Below are 17,036 nucleotides of genomic sequence, written 5' to 3' on the forward strand. Positions count from 1 at the left end.
CCTTATTTAGCCTCGGGCATTTGCCAGGCCTGCGACTGGCCTTAAAGCTGAAGGCTCAAGCGCGATCGCGCGGGATCAGGCTTTGTAATTGCGAAGCCAGGAAGTTGGCGTCGAAGCCGAAGGTGTCGGGGTCTTTCAGGCCATTGGTTTTCTTCCACAGCCAGTCGTTCTTGTCGGCCGCCAGCACCAGCGAGACGCTGCCGTGGCGGGCTGCGGTCAAGCCCATCACCGCGACGGAAATCGAACCGCCCGCCCCCATCACATCCGGCACGAACTCCACGGTTTTGCCGGTGATCTGCACAATGAGCTTCTCAGTCTTGAAGGTGGACGTCTCCACCGGCACGCTCGGGCCGCTGGCCACATAGGCTTCACGATTGACTTCCAGCAGCCCGACGGTTTTGACCGGTTCCAGCCAAAGCTCAATCTGCCCGAACAACTCGCCGAGCTTTTGCGCCCAGCGGGCTGACTGCACGTCGAATTGCTGTTTTTTGTGGGCTTCGCTGTCGGCGTAATGACGAAGCATCTCGCCCAGTTGTTGTACATCGTCCATTGCGGATTTCCTTGGGTGAGCCAGGTTGCGAAGACTGATCATGGCAGATGCGACGGTTCGCCGTACGCCTTAAAACTGCACCGGTCATTTGGCAGGCAACTGCGTATGACTATTGGTTGGCCAGTGGGTAAGGTGAAGTCACATCCCTTGTCAGGAACATCACATGCGCACCATCGGCCTTATCGGCGGCATGAGCTGGGAGTCCAGCGCCGAGTATTACCGCATCATCAACCAGCGCGTGCGCGACCAGCTGGGCCCGCTACGCTCGGCGCAACTGTTGATGTACAGCGTGGATTTCGGCCCGGTGGAACAGGCCCAGCATGCGGGGCGTTGGGATGACACCGCGCAGATCCTCGAAGATGCTGCACGCCGCCTGCAGGCTGGCGGCGCCGAGTGTGTGGTGCTGTGTACCAACACCATGCATAAAGTGGCCCCGCGTATTGAGGCGGCGGTGTCGATTCCGTTCCTGCACATCGCCGATGCAGCCGGTTTGGCCGCAGTGGAGGCCGGCACGCTGACGGTCGGTTTGTTGGGCACCGCATTCACCATGGAGCAGGACTTTCTCAAGTCCCGCCTGGCCGATCACGGCTTGACGGTGTTGGTGCCGGACACGGATGAGCGTAAGGATGTGCACCGCATCATCTACGAAGAGTTGTGTGTGGGCGTGATCAGCGACACTTCACGCCAGATCTATCAACGGGTGATCAAATCCCTGGCCGCCCGTGGCGCCCAGGCAATCATTCTTGGTTGCACGGAAATAGGCCTGTTGATCAAGCCCGAACACAGCGACCTGCCGCTGCTGGACACCACCGAGCTGCATGCGCAGGCTGCGGTGGCGTTTGCTCTGGGTTAACCCCGCTGACGCAGGCGGGCCATGCTGACGGTGTCGACAAACACACCGTCACGCAGGGCGTAATCGCGCAGCAGCCCTTCCACCTCGAAACCGAATTTACGGTACAGGTGTTGCGCGGCTTCGTTGTCGGCGTACACCGTTAACTCCACGCGGTGAAGATTCATCCAGTTGTCAGCCACGTCCAGCGCAGCTTTCAACAGACGCGATCCCACCCCCTTACCCTGCCAAGCCGGCGCAACGCCCATGCCGAACGAACCCACATGGGCCTGGCGCACGCGCAGGTACTGTTCCAAGCCCAGTTGGCCGATCACCTCGCCGCCGTGCACCGCCACCAGTTGCAGCCGACGCTCGTTGTCCATCACCAGCTTGTTGCGCCAGGCCTCCACCGATTGGTAAGGCATTTGCAGCACCTGTCGACACACCGCCGGTTCGTTATAGAGCGCTGCGACGCCCTCAAGATGGGCCTCGGTAAAGCGCTGGATCACGATATGGGGTTCAGGTGTGTGCATGGCGTTTCATCCTTTGAAAGACACGTGGCCAGCCAGTGTAGAGGCCCTGCCCGCCCGATGGCTAGGGCGCTGGCGCCGTCGACCACAACGCAGGCCAATCACCGTAACCCACCCCAGTGCAGCGCGGCATGGACAGCAATTCACTGAGCTGGAAACCCTTGCCGTCGAACACCCAGACGGCGCCCGCGCCACAATCGCCAATTCCCCGGAGCTTGTAGAAATAACTCAAGGTGCCACTAGCTGCGTCATATCCCACAGAGCCTTGCAGTGGTTCGATCCCTAATGGCAAGGGCTCAAGCTGCATCGGGGTTTCGGCATACGGCGCCTGGCGCTGGCGGCTGACCACATCGTATTCACAGTTGTAGGCCGCGCAGTCATAACGCACCACGGTCATCGCCTGCTGCGCGGTGAGGGCACCAGCGTTCGCCTCGGGTGCGCTGCCGGTGCCGTTGTCCTCGGGCGTGACGGTGTGCAACGCGGCCGCTATCAGGCCGGCCTGCTCCTGCGCAGTCAACATCGGTGCTCCTGGGAATTTGCGCAGCACCGGTGTGGGCAAACGTGCAGGCACGGCGCTGGCCGCGCCCTTACCTGGGCGGGCCAAGGCCGTGACGTTATCCACCCGCCCCTGCACCGCATCCATCAAAAGCAGTGAAGCGCTCAGCCCACTCAGCGACACATGCGCCTGTTCATCCCCCGGCAATTGCAGGCGCTGGCCATTACGCAAACGCTGCAACCAACGCCGCGCCACTGCCTCCTCGATCACGCCATAGGACTGCAGCTCGGGATCACCGCCCTGATCATCCAGTTCTACGTGCAGACCCTGCGTCAACTCCAGCCCCAGCGGCTGACCGTCCAACAGCAGGGTCGACAGGTCGAGCGCCTCACCGCGGTGGTCGAAGCGCAAACGCAGGTAACCTTCAGGCCCGGCCTGATGCCAGATATGCAAAGTCAGCGAGCTGTAGTCCTCCTCGTCGACGCCACTGGGGGCGCTGAGGGCATGGCAATTACGCAGGTTGTCGCAACCCGTGACCCAATTCTTGATTTCCCGGAGCAAGGGAACGGTTTCAGTGTTGGTTTGAGCGAAGGTGGCAGTGCTGGTCAACAGCAAGGCCAGGAGTGCGGGGCGCAGCATGGGGACTCTCCGTGTCGAAAAAAGGCGCGGATTGTCCCATGTTCAGGAGGTGGCGTCAGTGCTTGGCCGCCACGCGCCACACCCGAGCAATGTCCGCCGCCCGCTCGCGCAATAAGCGCGGGGCCTCACTGCATGCCTGTTCCAGGCTCATCGGCCCGCTCGGCAAGGCGAAGGCGGCGTCGACGCCGTGGGCGTACATTTGCTCGTAGCCGTCGCCCAGGGTGCCTGCGATGACGATCACGGGCACGCCGTGCTGCTGGGCGATACGAGCGACGCCAAAAGGGGTTTTGCCGCGCAGGGTCTGGGCGTCGAAGCGGCCCTCGCCGGTGATGACCAGGTCAGCGTCGCGTACGACGGCGTCCAGGCCAACCAATTCGGCGACGACTTCCACACCGGCTCGAAACTGCGCACCGAGAAAGGCCTTGGCGGCGAAGCCCAGGCCGCCGGCGGCGCCGCTGCCGGGTTCGTCGCGCACGTCCTTGGGCAAGACCTTGGCGCAGTGATCGGCGAAGTGGCTGAGGGCCGCGTCCAGCTGTTGGACGTGTGCGGGACTGGCACCTTTCTGCGGGCCAAAAATGGCTGAGGCACCGTGGGGGCCACACAGGGGATTGTTGACGTCGGCCGCGATTTCAAAGCGCACCTCAGACAGGCGCGGATCAAGCCGCTCAAGGCTGATATGGGCCAGGCCAGCTAAGGCCAAACCGCCCGGCGCCAGCACTTGGGAGTGGGCATCAAACAAGTGCACGCCAAGCGCCTGCATCGCCCCCGCGCCTCCATCGTTGGTGGCACTGCCGCCAATCGCCAGGATGATGCGCTGTGCGCCGGCATCCAGGGCGGCGCGGATCAGCTCGCCGGTACCGTAAGTGCTGCTGATACACGCATCGCGCTGTCCTGGTGGGACCAATTGCAAGCCGCTGGCTTCGGCCATTTCGATGATCGCCGTGTGGCTGTCGGCCAACCAGCCCCAGCGCGCGTCAACCGTCGCGCCCAACGGTCCGCGAACCGCCTGGCGGCGCAGCTCGCCGTTGCAGGCTGCGAGTACCGAGTCCACCGTTCCTTCACCGCCGTCCGCCATCGGGCACTGGATCAACTGCGCGTCCGGCCAGACCTCGGCCAAGCCTTGGGCAATGGCCTGGGCAACGCCTTCGGCACTCAGGCTGTCCTTGAACGAGTCGGGGGCGATGATGATTTTCATGGGCTTTCTCCGGTTTTTATGACGCCCATGCTGCCAGTTGGCACCGGGAATGACGCCGGTCCGATGCACAAGTGCGGGTGAGGTTTGTTGTTCATTCCGACAAAGCCTGGGGCAACAGCTGGACGCCCAGGTACAGGGCGAGCATGCCGTCCAGGGTCAGCGGGTCGACGCCACTGAGTTCAGCGATGCGCTCCATGCGGTAACGCAGACTGTTGCGGTGGATACCCAACGCGTCGGCGCAGGCCTGGCTTTGACCATCGTGCTCGCACCAACTGCGCAGCGTGGCCAGCAATTGGCCGTTGTTGTCCTTGGCGAGCACTTTGCGCAGGGGGTTGAGCAGTTCATCGAGGGCGTCGTCGTTGCGATGGCGCCAGAGCATCACCGGCAGGCGATAACGGTTGAGGGTCAGCAGCCGTGAGTGCGGCAGTACATCGCGACCGTAGGCCAGTAAGTCACCCACGCGCCGATAGCAACGGCGCAGCCCGGCCAGTCCTTCCGCTTGCCCTCCGACGGCTACGCGCAGCACATTCCAACCTTGGCCTTCGAGCTTTTCCAGCAGGCGCGGATTATCCACTTGCACCGCCGCGGGCCGGCACCATAACAACGAGAACTGCGCTGAGCTGACGCACCAACTGTCCGGATAGCGCGACGTCAGCCATGCGCTTAATGCCTCCGCCGACTGGCCCGGCCCCAGTTCGAAAAGGTACGGCGTGCGCGCCAGCTGCGGCTTGAGCCCCAGTTGCTGAGCTTCGTCGACTAGGCGCGGCGAATCACCGGTTTCGGCGAGGAGCAACGCCAATAGATCGTCGCAACGCTGGCGTCGCCATTGCTGCTCGGCTTGCTGATGGCGATGGCTGACCAACATTTCTGCGGTCATACGTACCAGTTCCGCGTAGGTGCGCAGCAGTTCAGGTTCGCCGGTGATGCCCAGCACGCCGATCAGACGCTGATCGTGCATCAGCGGCAGGTTGATACCCGGCTGTACGCCCTTGAGGTGTTTGGCGGTCTGGCCGTCGATTTCCACCACGCGACCATTGGCCAGCACCAGTTGCGCACCTTCATGGCGGGTGTTGATGCGCTCGGACTCACCACTGCCGAGAATCAGGCCCTGGCTGTCCATGACATTGACGTTGTAGGGCAAAATCGCCATGGTCCGATCGACGATGTCCTGTGCCAAGTCATGATCCAACTCGAACATGAGTCTAAATTCCTAAAAAAGCATGGTTGTTCATCGGCACAGCGCAAAGTTTCCATCACTGTGCGCGAGCACAAAGACAGCACCCCGCCCCGTGGCCGAGACTCGTTGAGCGATCAACGTTACCCTCGCATCGCGAAAAATCATAATAAAGAGAGAACGCCATGTCACAGAGCGCCGCTGCCACACTGGCCACCGATGACGATAAAAACGCCATCTACAAGCGCATTACCCTGCGCCTGATCCCCTTCATTTTCATCTGCTATCTGTTCAACTACCTTGACCGGGTCAACGTTGGCTTTGCCAAGTTGCAGATGCTTGATGCGCTGAAATTCAGTGAAACCGTGTACGGCCTGGGTGCCGGGATTTTCTTCATTGGCTACGTGCTGTGCGGCGTACCGAGCAACCTGGCGCTGACCAAGTTCGGTCCACGGCGCTGGATCGCGTTGATGATGATCGTGTGGGGCACCTTGTCCACGTGCCTGCTGTTCGTCACCACGCCGACGCATTTCTACACCTTGCGCCTGTTCACGGGCGCCGCCGAAGCCGGCTTCTTCCCTGGTGTGGTGCTGTACCTGTCGCAGTGGTTCCCAACGTTCCGACGTGGACGGATCATGGCGCTGTTCATGTCGGCGATTCCGGTGTCCGGCTTACTCGGCAGCCCGTTCTCCGGCTGGATCCTCAACCACTTTGCCGCCGGCCAAGGCGGTTTGGCGGGTTGGCAGTGGATGTTTCTGCTGCAAGGCATCCCCACCGTAATCCTCGGCGCCCTCGCCTACTTCCTGCTCAGTGACACGTTTGCCCACGCCAAGTGGCTCAAACCCCACGAGCGTGCGGTACTGGAAGCCGACCAGGCGACGGACCTGGCCAACAAGCCGAAAACCACCACCGATTCCCTCGCCGAAGTGTTCAAAAACCCAGCGATCTGGGCATTCGGCCTGATCTACTTTTGCATCCAGAGCGGTGTGTACGCGATCAACTTCTGGCTGCCGTCGATCATCAAGAACCTGGGGTTCAGCGATAACTTGGTGATCGGCTGGCTCAGTGCGATCCCGTATTTGCTGGCGGCGGTCTTTATGCTGCTGGTGGGCCGCTCCGCAGACTTGCGCAAAGAGCGTCGCTGGCACTTGGTGGTGCCTATGTTGATGGGCGCGATTGGTCTGGTGATTGCGGTGAATTTCGCCACGACCCCGGCGATTGCGATTCTGGGCCTGACGATCGCCACCATGGGTGCCCTCACCGGTCTGCCGATGTTCTGGCCAGTGCCGACGGCGATGCTCAGCGCGGGCGCGGCGGCGGGTGGTTTGGCGTTGATCAACTCCATGGGCCAGATGGCGGGCTTTCTCAGCCCGTACATCGTGGGCTTTGTGAAGGATGCGACGGGGTCCACCGATATTGCGTTGTACCTACTGGCGGCGGTGATTGTGGCCGGTAGTGTGTTGGCGTTGCGGATGACGCGCACCCTCAAGGCTTGACGGCGTCCATGTGGGAGGGGGCAAGCCCCTCCCACATCTCGTCCGCGCTTACAGCAGCCCGCCGCCGTCGATATCAATGACAGCACCGGTCATGTAGCCATTTTCCATGGCCAGCACATACCCCGCCGCCACTTCCTCTGCCTGCCCCACGCGCCCCACCGGCAACGCGCCACCGGCCTTGGCAAACATCGCCAGGCGCTGGTCCTCGGCCAACCCTGCATACGCCGGGGTATCAATCACACCGGGACTCACCACGTTGACGCGTCGCGGCGCCAACTCCTTTGCCAACTGCTTGCCCAGGGCTTCAGTGGCCGCGTTGATACCAACTTTGATGAACTGGCCCTGCGCCAACTTACGGCCCAGTTGCCCGGAGGTCAGACTGATACTCCCGCGCTCATCTAGGAAAGGCAGCGCCTGCTGGATCGCCCGCAACGCGCCCCAGAGTTTCACGTTGAAGTTGTCCTGGGCCTCGTCCAGATCGGTTTCGATCAAGGTCTTGGCGCGCACCGAGGGGCCGGAGGTGTACACCAGATGGTCAAAACGCCCAACGGTTTCGAACAGACGTTGCAGGGAGTCGGGGTCGGTGACATCCACTGGCTCGCTGCGTAGGCCGTTGTCGCGGCCCGACGATAGGCGCCGCCCCGCCAAAACCACCTGAGCACCGCGTGCAGCGGCGGCCTTGGCCACCGCCGCGCCAATGCCACTGCTGCCGCCGATCACGACGACCGTTTTACCGTTGAGGGAAGATGCCATGGGGAGATGTCCTGGGTCAGAAAGTGAGCGTTCATCTTCCCAGCTTGGCAATCGACGAAAAATCCCGGTAAAACGACAAGATCTTTAAAGGATTTTTACAAATGAGCTCAATCCTGGACCTTGAAGTTTTTGTGCGCACCGCCGACACGGGCAGTTTGTCCGCCGCCGCGCGCGGCCTGGGGTTGACGCCTGCTGCTGCCAGCATCGCCCTCAAGCGTCTGGAAACACGGCTGGGCATCCGCCTGCTCGCGCGCTCTACCCGCAGCATGCGCCTGACCGAGGAAGGCAAGCGCTACCTGGACAGCGTGCGCGAAGCCCTGGCCGCATTGGCCGAAGGTGAACAAGCCCTCAAGCAGCACAGCCAGGGGTTGACCGGATTGCTGCAATTGGCCGCGCCGTCGGATTTTGGACGCAATGTCGTCTTGGGCTGGCTGGACGAATTCAAGGCGGAACACCCGAATATCCGCCTGCAATTGCTGCTCAACGACAGCAATGCTGACCTTTTCCGCGACACCGTCGATATCGCCCTGCGCTTCGGCGTACCCCGTGACTCCAGTCTGGTGGCACTGCCGGTCGTGCCCGGTCACCAGCGCATTGCATGTGCCAGCCCCGAGTACCTCGCGCGTCACGGCATACCCACGACGCCCGCGCAGTTGGCGCAACACAACACACTGCGGTACATGCGTCAGGGGCGCGCCAACAGTACGTGGTTCTTTCGCCAGGGCAGCGAGCTGCAGGAAGTCAACGTGACAGGCGATTACCTGAGCGACGACGGTGAAATTGTGCGGCGCTGGGCTTTGGCCGGTCACGGCATCGCTTATAAAGCCAACCTGGATATCGCCCGGGATCTGAAGGCCGGCCGCCTGGTGCACTTGTTGCCGGATTGGCAAGGCGAACCGACGCCATTCAACCTGATGTGCCCGCACCGCCTGCAAGTGTCGGAGCGGGTAAAAGTGCTGCATCGGTTTCTCCAAGTGCGCTGCCATGCGTTGCTGAGCGAATGAAGAAACACGCTCAGGGCTTGTTCCAGAGCCTCTGAGTCTGGTATTGCATGGATGATGTCTCACAGCCGCAAGGAGCTTTGCATGATTTACCGCACATTGGGCCAGTCCGGTTTGAAGGTCAGCGCCTTGACGCTGGGCACCATGATGTTTGGCGAGCAGACCAATACCGAGGACTCGCTGCGCATCATCGATAAGGCCTGGGATCAGGGCATCAATTTTATCGACACGGCCGACGTATACACCGGCGGACGCTCCGAGGAACTCGTCGGCGAAGCCATTGCCCGACACCGCCAGGATTGGGTGGTGGCGAGCAAAGTCGGTTTCGGTCCACCGGACGGTTTGCCCAACCGCAGTGGCTTGAGTCGCAAACGGATTTTCAATGCGCTCGACGCCAGCCTGACCCGACTCGACACCGATTACCTCGACATCTACTACCTGCACCGCGAAGACCACTCGACCCCTCTGGAGGTCACGATTTCTGCGATTGGCGACTTGATCCGCCAGGGCAAGATCCGCTACTGGGGCTTATCCAACTACCGCGGTTGGCGCATTGCCGAAGTGATCCGCGTGGCCGAGCGTTTGGGCGTGGACAGGCCGGTGATCAGCCAACCGCTGTACAACATCGTCAACCGTCAGGCTGAAGCGGAGCAGATTACCGCCGCTGCCGCCTATGGCCTGGGCGTGGTGCCTTACAGCCCGCTGGCCCGAGGCGTGCTCAGCGGTAAATACGCGCCGGATGTCACGCCAGAACCGGGCAGCCGCGCCGCACGCCAGGATAAACGGATCCTGGAAACCGAATGGCGCGTGGAATCGCTGCGCATTGCCCAGCAAATTCAGCAATATACCCAGGGACGTGGTGTGGGGATCGTCGAGTTTGCCATCGCCTGGGTATTGAACAACTCAGCGGTGAGTTCGGCGATTGTCGGACCGCGTACCGAGGCCCAGTGGGATGCCTACACCGGCGCGCTGGACGTCAAGATCACGGCTGAGGATGAAGCGTTTATCGATTCATTGGTTACATCGGGGCACTCGTCCACCCCAGGGTTCAATGATGTTAGCCACTATGTCTCGGGGCGCGTCGCTCGCTCGTAGTCGAGTGCTGTTGGGGCGAGCGGCAGCGGGTGTTGACCGAAAGAGGTTGCGGGGCTGCATCGCAGCCCAACACGGGCAAGCCCGCTCGCCACCGGGATAGGAGAAATTTTATGGCGTGAGAAAATTTCCCACCAATCGCCCCGAAACAGAGCAGCCGTTTCACGCCGCAAGCACCATAATGCCCGCCTCTCTTGTACAAATCGGTTTTCGCGAGGACAGCGTGTCTAAAGGTGTTGTGTTATCGGTCTCGGCCTCGGTGTTGTTTGCCGTGATGTATTACTTCACATCGTTGCTCACGCCGTTGAGCGGTCTGGAGATTTTCGGCTGGCGCATGCTGCTGACTGTGCCGTGCATGACGGTGTTCATGATCGTCAGCGGGGAATGGCGGCGTGTTTGGGAATTGCTGCAGGTTCTGGCGGCAAAGCCTCGATTGATCGCAGGCGTCGTGTTGTCTTCGGCCTTGCTGGGCGTGCAGCTGTGGTTGTTCATGTGGGCACCACTGAACGGGCGCAGCCTGGATGTTTCGGTGGGTTACTTTCTGCTGCCATTGACCATGGTGCTCACCGGACGGCTGGTATGGGGTGAGCAGCTGTCCTATCTGCAAAAGATCGCAGTGTTCTTTGCCGGCCTTGGGGTACTCAACGAGTTGTACCAAGCCGGTGGGTTTTCGTGGGCAACGCTGGTGGTGATCATTGGCTATCCGCTTTACTTCATCGTGCGCAAATACCTTAAGACCGATAACTTGGGTGGGCTCTGGCTGGATATGGCGCTGATGCTGCCGGTGGCTTGGTGGTTCGTGCAAAGCGGCGAGCAAGGTTTTGCGGTCATGGATGTGCATCCAAAGCTTTACGCATTGATTCCCATGCTGGGTCTGATCAGCGCCTCTGCGTTGGTGAGCTACATCATTGCCAGCCGATTACTGTCGTTCAGCCTGTTCGGGCTGCTCAGCTATGTCGAGCCGGTGCTCTTGCTGTTCGTGGCCTTGCTGCTGGGTGAAGGCATCAAGGCGGGCGAGTGGCTGACCTATATCCCGATTTGGATCGCAGTCATGGTGCTGGTGTTCGAAGGGTTCAAGCACCTGGTACGCCAGCGCAGGGCTTGAACCGTCTTCACCTGGAATTGCCCAACAGCGCCGAATGCGTTTGGGTTGCACCTTGATCGTCAAGTGTAGTGAAGCGCACTGTTGCGCTGCCCGCCGCGCCGTGCGGCAGCCTTGGCATCGTCACGACGGCGGTGGATCGTGGTGCGATCATCGGCGGGTCTTCGCTGTGGTATTCAACGCCCTCGCGTGTCACAACGATGCCGGACAGCGTGACGTGGTAATCGCCGGGATTATTCACGTGCAGCGTCGACTCATCCCCGGTAACTAGTTGCCATTTCAAGTCATTAATCGAGCTTGCCGCCGTCCCCGCTAGTTGGTTCGGCCGCAAGAACAATTTAACCCGCGTACGAAATGCCAGATTCACTTGGTTATTTTGCACAGCGGGCTCGCCTGTCGGCCTGATCGCAAGCACGTTGAGCCAATACACTGATTCCCGGTCCTCGTTCGTGTGTGAAGACGATTGATAGAGCACGCGCAGCGCTCGTCCACTGCCGGCCTCCATGCGGAAAATCGGTTGAGTGACAGTGAACGGCAAATCACTGTTTTCAGGTGACGCCTCGCTATCGTTGGCGTCGATCCATACCTGGACCAGCCGCGGGCCATCCGTTTCATTGGTAAGGTTGACCGTTACTTCGCGGGCTTGAGCCGGATAGATCACACGGGTACGGTCGATGACGATTTCGCCTTGGACCAGAGGTGCCTGCAGCGCCATCAGCAGCCCTATCACGTTGAGCCGTCGCAGGAACGTCCGGCTCATCGGTAACTCATCGTGAACGTTGCCACGCCATTTGCGCTGCCTGGCGCAATCGTCTGTTGTGTCTGGATATAGCGCGCAGTCAGCGGAATTTGCACCGTGCCATTGCCCGTCGTCCCCACCAGCCATTGATTAGGGTTGCCCACGCTTGAGGAGTCCGCACCGTAACGAACCAGAATATTGCCGCCGCGTACCAACTGCAGGGCCACGCCCTTGGCCTGGGAACTTGCGGTCAGGGACAGCACATCGCTGCGATTCGAGCGGGTGGTATGGTCAGTGACGGTGATAAATACATCACGCGTGCCTCCGGTGCCGCCTTCGCACAAGAGCGTGATATTGCGGGTTACGCTGCCGGCATGACTGCCGACGCCACGGAACGCCGTAACCGGTACGCTTCCCAAAGACATCGCAATGGAGGGCGTCGAAACCCGGCATGTCGGCTTTAGCGGTGGGCTAATGACCAGCGCCTGCATATTGACCGGATGATACCCAGGGGCTGAGGTATTGGTATTTTGCACCCTGTAATGCGCGACAGTGCGTGTGGGCACAGTCCCCGGAGAAATCGCCCCTCCCGTGGCCACCAGGTAAAGCCGTCCCTGCAGGCCCCAGACAACTGGCTTGGGATACTTCACCCTGAGCAGTGATGCTGCCGATTGACCGACAGCGGCGAAGCCATGATTCGGGTCGCGGGCCATCATTGCAAACCCAACCCCGGGCACGCCTGTGGCGAACACTGGCATGGACACACCGTTGGCGTTGAATGTCCTGCCAGTGGAGCTGGAGTTGACCGCGTTGATCGTCGCAGTTACCCAGTGGAAATCGCTCCAGAAGTCGTAACGGCACTGCATGACACTTGCCGGTGCATTGAAGGGATAGCCTCCCGCCAAACCGATCACTTGCCCGACCTGAGGGTTGGTCGGGGGGATAATGGGGGCAATGTTGATCGCCGTTGCCCCTTGCGGATAACAATCCCCACCTGAAAAAGCATGCGCTTGCATCGCTAGCATCCAGCCGCCCAACGTCGAGGCAGCAAGCCAAGATAAGTTCATACAAAAGTCCTCTGCTGGTGCCCTACAGATGTGGCACCGAATATTCACGGGTGCCGTTCAATACTGCCGGCTACTTGGCGAACCGAGCTGGGTACGCACAACCCTTGGAGATAGTCGACGTCTTGCTGGCGGCTGTTCGCGGCATGCGCAGCCATCTGGTAGTGGACGTCGCATCGTTCAGAAATTTTTTCACCCCATTTGACGATCAACGTGCCGGCAGCCGGGATATCGCGCACAAAAGCTTTGCTGGCTTGGCCCACTACGCCGACTTCCCGGCCTTGCTGGTCCAGAACCTGAGCCGCAAATGGCAGCGGCGTGCCATTCTGCTGTTTGGCCTGGACGATCACCGCCCGCCCGCTGACGGTCTTGAACTCCACCAATTGCACTGCACCGAGGGTTGGAACGATATCCAGGCTCGACTCTTGAAGCTCCACGTCCATGGACATGCCTTGTGGATCAACACTCACCGTATTGTTTTGGAATGCCCTGAGTGACGGAACCACGGCATACCCGCTGCTATTGATGCGTGTAACACCGTCGTGGCCCAACACTGCGCCTTCGGCATCCGGCACATGAACCAGCGCAGAGGCCTCTCCCAGGCTTTGCGAAAACGTCACGCCGCCAGCGTGAGCGACGATGCCGCCATCGGCGCCAAATGAAAGCTGGGATCTATCGCGGCTCTGACCATAGCCTGCACGCACGCTGGCAGAACCGGTGCGGTACCCTGCGTGGGTGTTAAGTTGCCTGGAACTCGATTGATCACTGGTCGCGCGGCTGGCGGAAAAACCGTAGTCGAACTCGGCGTTCTCGCCCAGGAAGCCGTTGATGCCCACTTGCTGCTGGCTGCCCCGTGTATCGCCACTGTCCCGAGACAGCGAAGTATTGATGGTCGGCGACCTCGGCTCGCTCCCCAGCGGCATCGATAACGTCAGCATGTAGCGGTTATCGATGCGCCCGGGTTGGCCGATACGCCCGAAAAACACATCGTCACTGAGCTCGCTTTGAGTCAGTTGTCGCGTGTCCTGGACCCTTGAGCGCTGCGCCGAGAGGTTCCAGTTGACCTTGTTCCAGGTCGAGCCGTAACTGGCGGTGAATGAAACCTGGCGCCCTTCCTGCCCGCCCCAATAATCGACAGAGCTGCCATACAGGCTCAAGGTGCCTATGCCCAACTGCTGGCTGATGGTCAGGTCGAGCCGACTTTTTTGCCGGGCATAACCGTTGACATCACCGGACTGGCGAGCGATTTCACGCACATTCAGTGCATCCGGAAGGTTCAGGTAACCCTCTGTAGAGAACCGGTATGCACCCAGCGCAAAATGCGTACCCGAGGCGGGCAGACTTTTGTTGTAGCCCACGCCCAGGCTTTGGCCGGACAGGCGTCCATGATCAGCCACTTTGGTATGCGAGGTGGCGCCGTCCAGCGAGATGGCACCGATGGACGTATTCAATGCAATACCGATCTTGCCCTGCTCATAACCGTTGGAAAGACTGCCGCCGCCATACACCGTCAAGTCATCGGTCAAGCCGTGTTGGAGAGTGCCTTGAAAGACGTTTGCGCCCTTGGCATCGATGCCCTTTTGCTGCACCTCACCCAAGGTGGCGCTGTATTTTGTCGTGTCGGCCCGCAGTAATTCCGGGGCCACCGAGTACGGCACGACGAAGGTGTTTCGACGCCCGTCGACTTCCGTCACGCTGACGATCAAATCACCGCCATAACCCGTGGCATGCAAATCACTGATGACAAAAGGGCCAGGCGCGACTGTCGTCTCATAAATGGTGTACCCGTTCTGGCTGACGGTGACCGTTGCATTACTGTCGGCGACACCGCGTACCTGCGGTGCATAACCTTGCTGCGTCTGCGGTCGCATGCGGTCGTCGGTTGCCAGGCTTACGCCTCGCACGCGTACCCCGTCGACAATCTGTCCGTTGCTGAAGGTGTCTCCAATAGTGAGTTGTGATTGCCAGGGGATGATGCTGCGCTGCACGTAAGTGGACGTGTTCTGATAAGTCTCAAACCCTGTGCGGTTGCTCCAGGCTTGGGCACCTTGGTGCCGCAAGCGCCAGGCGCCCAGATTAATCCCCGCATTGAGGCCCAGGTAAGTGCGACCGTCGCCTTCACCAGCAGTGACCGCATTGGTACTGAAGTTGTAATTGAGCAGCCCGGCGGTAATGCCCTCATCCAACAACTCGGGGTCAATGTAGCCGCGCATGGACCGGTTCATGTAGGCCTGCGGCACGCTGGCGGCTAACTCAAGGGCGCCCGGATCGAACGAGCTGGACGCCATCGGAATCCACTGCCCCAGGTCGCCGCAATACTGGCCGGCTGCGGCAGGGTTCGCGAGCTCGCGCCCACGGGTATCGGTATCGACTTTATCCATCGCGATACCGATTTTTTCCAATACTTCGCGACTCAAACACGGCTGTGCACCGGTCTTTGCGTGGGCCGCGACGAACTCTACCTCCCTGCGCCCCAAAGCCTGGCCGTTGACCACGATATCTATGCGGTATAGGCCAGGACTCATCTGGTTGCCGGTATTGAACCGTGACATGTCAACCGACGATGCCAGGCCGCTGGAGAATGCGTTCAGATCAAAGCTCAACTCAGACGCAAGCGCGGAATCGCTTGCGATTACGGCCGCACTCATCAAACCGCCCAACATCATCTTTCGATGCTGGAATGGCAAAATCGGGGCGCAACGATGCACCCGTACTTGGATGTGACTAGGCATAGTTATGACTTCAGTGGACGCTGAGAAATGTACGTTTGCTTGCGATCAGCAACGTTCCGGGGGCACGTTCAGCGATGCAATACAGCAGGCTGCGCCGATGAAAAGCTGCCGAAATCGTTGATGTAGGTGAAATTCACCCGCGCATCGGCGGGTATTACCTTCGCGGCGTTCGGCACCGGCAACTTCAACGTGCCTCCCGGTTCCACCATCGCTTCGGGCAGTGACAATTTTTTCGCGTCGGGATGGGAGCCCATAAGCAGGTAAATGTCGTTGAAGGTGACGTGATAAGCCGAAGGGTTGTGCACCTGTATCACGGTGTCTTGGGCGACATGCTCCAGGGACCAGCGCAACAGCCCTGGCGCCTCCTCGGGCGTTCCAGATAACTGCGCCGGGCGAAAAAACACCTTGGTGCGGATACGGAACGCAAACTTGAAGTGATTCCGCTGGCTGTCTTCGAGGGTGGGATCAAACTCATTGGTGGCGCCCGGCACTTCAAGTACGTTCAACCAAAACAGCGACTCTCTATCCGCAGGCAGCGGTGCCTTGGTGTAGGACAAGCGCATGAACTGGCTTTTGCCGGCGTCCAGGCGAAATACCGGGGGAGACAGCACGAAAGGCACATCGCTCAGTGTCGGCGCTGCCTCGGCATCACCTGCGTCCAGCCAAGCCTGGACCAGACGGGGTGCGTGTTTGTCATCATTGGTCACTCGTATGGTGACCTCGCGTCGCTGCTCGGGGTAAATCTGTCGCGTACCGTCGATAACTACCCCCGCGTGCGCCGCATGCGAGGCTATGCACAAGGCCAGACTCAGCGCGACGGACACCACGCGATGACTTAAGAACATCATTAAATCCTGCATCGGGTAATCCTTGAAAACAGTTGTCCTGCGCCCGACCGCACGGTCGAGCGAGGATCTCAGGCAACAAACGCAATGGTTATCAGCGCGGCTGCATCAAGGAAAGGTGACCGAGTACTGCACGCTGCTGGTGACATTGCCCGCGCCTGCCGCTCCGCCATTGGCGATGTAGCGTGCGTAGAACGGTAAGGTCGCCAGACCATTGGTCACGGTGGCAACGGTTGAGTTATTACCTACGCGCAAGTCCATTGGCGTGTTGGAAGCGCCATCGAGAATTTGTACCTCCACCCGCGAGGCGGGTGTTGCAGTGGCGGTATTACGCAGGTTGCCGGTTGCCGGGTTGATGCCAGGGCTGGTCGGCTCGTAACGTACGGCGACCTTGGTACCGTTCGGGCATCCGCCCGAGCCGCCCACATAGACAAAGTAGCGCTTGCTGCCGGCCGTATCGCCTGCCGCCTTGAGGGCCGAGGTTTGCACGCGATCAAGAACGACCGGGAAGTTGGCACCTGAACCTGGCGACGCTCCGGTGCCGCCGCTGATGGTGCAGGTAGTGCCACTGACCGAGCCGGTGATCGTGATGGTACCGTCTGCTGCATAAGCGGAGCTGGCAGCGAAGCCGCACAAAGCCAGCACTGCAGCCGCCAGAGTGTGTTTTGTCATAATCAGTCTTTCCTTAAAATTAGGGGTCGCGAAACGCACACTTATGACGCAGGAGAGGATCAGCTCTTGCGACGTCCATGGGTGGAGTCTCGTAAAATTTTGTTCCACAGCCCCAAGGAGTTGTCTG

General features: G+C 60.3%; 16 protein-coding genes. 5 read left to right on the top strand and 11 right to left on the bottom strand.

The window, feature by feature from the left end:
• Positions 1-55: 55 nt before the first annotated feature.
• On the bottom strand, positions 56-550 hold the full coding sequence (locus tag ACEN2T_RS02045) for a hypothetical protein (RefSeq protein WP_032885682.1): 495 nt from the start codon (positions 548-550) through the stop codon (positions 56-58).
• A 163-nt stretch (positions 551-713) separates the two neighbouring features.
• Here ACEN2T_RS02045 and ACEN2T_RS02050 point away from each other — a divergent pair, with 163 nt between their 5' ends.
• Positions 714-1,403, top strand: a complete 690-nt coding sequence (locus ACEN2T_RS02050) for an amino acid racemase (RefSeq protein WP_122680975.1) — start codon at positions 714-716, stop codon at positions 1,401-1,403.
• Here ACEN2T_RS02050 and ACEN2T_RS02055 read toward each other — a convergent pair.
• The 4 genes from ACEN2T_RS02055 to ACEN2T_RS02070 form a co-directional block, all read right to left on the bottom strand.
• The gene (locus ACEN2T_RS02055; RefSeq protein ID WP_099602506.1) at positions 1,400-1,912 is read right to left on the bottom strand and encodes a GNAT family N-acetyltransferase; all 513 of its coding nucleotides are present in this window, start codon (positions 1,910-1,912) and stop codon (positions 1,400-1,402) included. The genes ACEN2T_RS02050 and ACEN2T_RS02055 overlap by 4 nt on opposite strands.
• A gap of 61 nt (positions 1,913-1,973) precedes the next feature.
• The gene (locus tag ACEN2T_RS02060) at positions 1,974-3,044 is read right to left on the bottom strand and encodes a DUF1176 domain-containing protein (protein WP_442116204.1); all 1,071 of its coding nucleotides are present in this window, start codon (positions 3,042-3,044) and stop codon (positions 1,974-1,976) included.
• 55 nt (positions 3,045-3,099) lie between these two features.
• Positions 3,100-4,239 (bottom strand): glycerate kinase, encoded by a 1,140-nt coding sequence (locus tag ACEN2T_RS02065; RefSeq protein ID WP_442116205.1) that lies wholly within the window; start codon positions 4,237-4,239, stop codon positions 3,100-3,102.
• Positions 4,240-4,330: 91 nt separating this feature from the next.
• Positions 4,331-5,437: a sugar diacid recognition domain-containing protein gene (locus ACEN2T_RS02070; RefSeq protein ID WP_032885687.1), complete on the bottom strand. Its 1,107-nt coding sequence runs from the start codon at positions 5,435-5,437 to the stop codon at positions 4,331-4,333.
• A gap of 161 nt (positions 5,438-5,598) precedes the next feature.
• Here ACEN2T_RS02070 and ACEN2T_RS02075 point away from each other — a divergent pair, with 161 nt between their 5' ends.
• A complete protein-coding gene (locus ACEN2T_RS02075) occupies positions 5,599-6,909 on the top strand; it encodes an MFS transporter (protein ID WP_032885688.1) in 1,311 nt (436 codons plus the stop codon).
• A 48-nt stretch (positions 6,910-6,957) separates the two neighbouring features.
• On the opposite strand, the gene ACEN2T_RS02080 is transcribed toward ACEN2T_RS02075, so the two are convergent.
• Positions 6,958-7,662 (bottom strand): SDR family oxidoreductase, encoded by a 705-nt coding sequence (locus ACEN2T_RS02080; RefSeq protein WP_442116206.1) that lies wholly within the window; start codon positions 7,660-7,662, stop codon positions 6,958-6,960.
• Between the two features lie 101 nt (positions 7,663-7,763).
• On the opposite strand from ACEN2T_RS02080, the gene ACEN2T_RS02085 reads away from it, so the two are divergent.
• The 3 genes from ACEN2T_RS02085 (at position 7,764) to rarD (ending at position 10,860) form a co-directional block, all read left to right on the top strand.
• On the top strand, positions 7,764-8,666 hold the full coding sequence (locus ACEN2T_RS02085) for a LysR family transcriptional regulator (protein WP_442116207.1): 903 nt from the start codon (positions 7,764-7,766) through the stop codon (positions 8,664-8,666).
• A gap of 81 nt (positions 8,667-8,747) precedes the next feature.
• The gene (locus ACEN2T_RS02090; protein ID WP_032885691.1) at positions 8,748-9,758 is read left to right on the top strand and encodes an aldo/keto reductase; all 1,011 of its coding nucleotides are present in this window, start codon (positions 8,748-8,750) and stop codon (positions 9,756-9,758) included.
• A 220-nt stretch (positions 9,759-9,978) separates the two neighbouring features.
• Entirely contained in the window at positions 9,979-10,860 is an 882-nt protein-coding gene (gene rarD / locus ACEN2T_RS02095; protein ID WP_032885747.1) for an EamA family transporter RarD, read from the top strand.
• A gap of 7 nt (positions 10,861-10,867) precedes the next feature.
• Here the strand turns inward: rarD and ACEN2T_RS02100 are convergent, their stop codons facing one another.
• From ACEN2T_RS02100 to ACEN2T_RS02120, 5 genes are all read right to left on the bottom strand, one after another.
• Entirely contained in the window at positions 10,868-11,617 is a 750-nt protein-coding gene (locus tag ACEN2T_RS02100; RefSeq protein WP_442116208.1) for a fimbrial biogenesis chaperone, read from the bottom strand.
• Positions 11,614-12,663 (bottom strand): fimbrial protein, encoded by a 1,050-nt coding sequence (locus tag ACEN2T_RS02105; protein ID WP_122680968.1) that lies wholly within the window; start codon positions 12,661-12,663, stop codon positions 11,614-11,616. Before ACEN2T_RS02105 ends, ACEN2T_RS02100 begins: the two co-directional genes overlap by 4 nt.
• A gap of 44 nt (positions 12,664-12,707) precedes the next feature.
• Positions 12,708-15,308, bottom strand: a complete 2,601-nt coding sequence (locus ACEN2T_RS02110; protein WP_442116209.1) for a fimbria/pilus outer membrane usher protein — start codon at positions 15,306-15,308, stop codon at positions 12,708-12,710.
• A 152-nt stretch (positions 15,309-15,460) separates the two neighbouring features.
• Entirely contained in the window at positions 15,461-16,252 is a 792-nt protein-coding gene (locus ACEN2T_RS02115) for a fimbrial biogenesis chaperone (protein ID WP_241089474.1), read from the bottom strand.
• Between the two features lie 93 nt (positions 16,253-16,345).
• A complete protein-coding gene (locus ACEN2T_RS02120; protein WP_032885692.1) occupies positions 16,346-16,909 on the bottom strand; it encodes a fimbrial protein in 564 nt (187 codons plus the stop codon).
• Positions 16,910-17,036: the final 127 nt, after the last annotated feature.

Origin of the sequence: Pseudomonas sp. W22_MBD1_FP4 (assembly GCF_052113765.1) — a bacterium.
Lineage (GTDB): Bacteria > Pseudomonadota > Gammaproteobacteria > Pseudomonadales > Pseudomonadaceae > Aquipseudomonas > Aquipseudomonas sivasensis.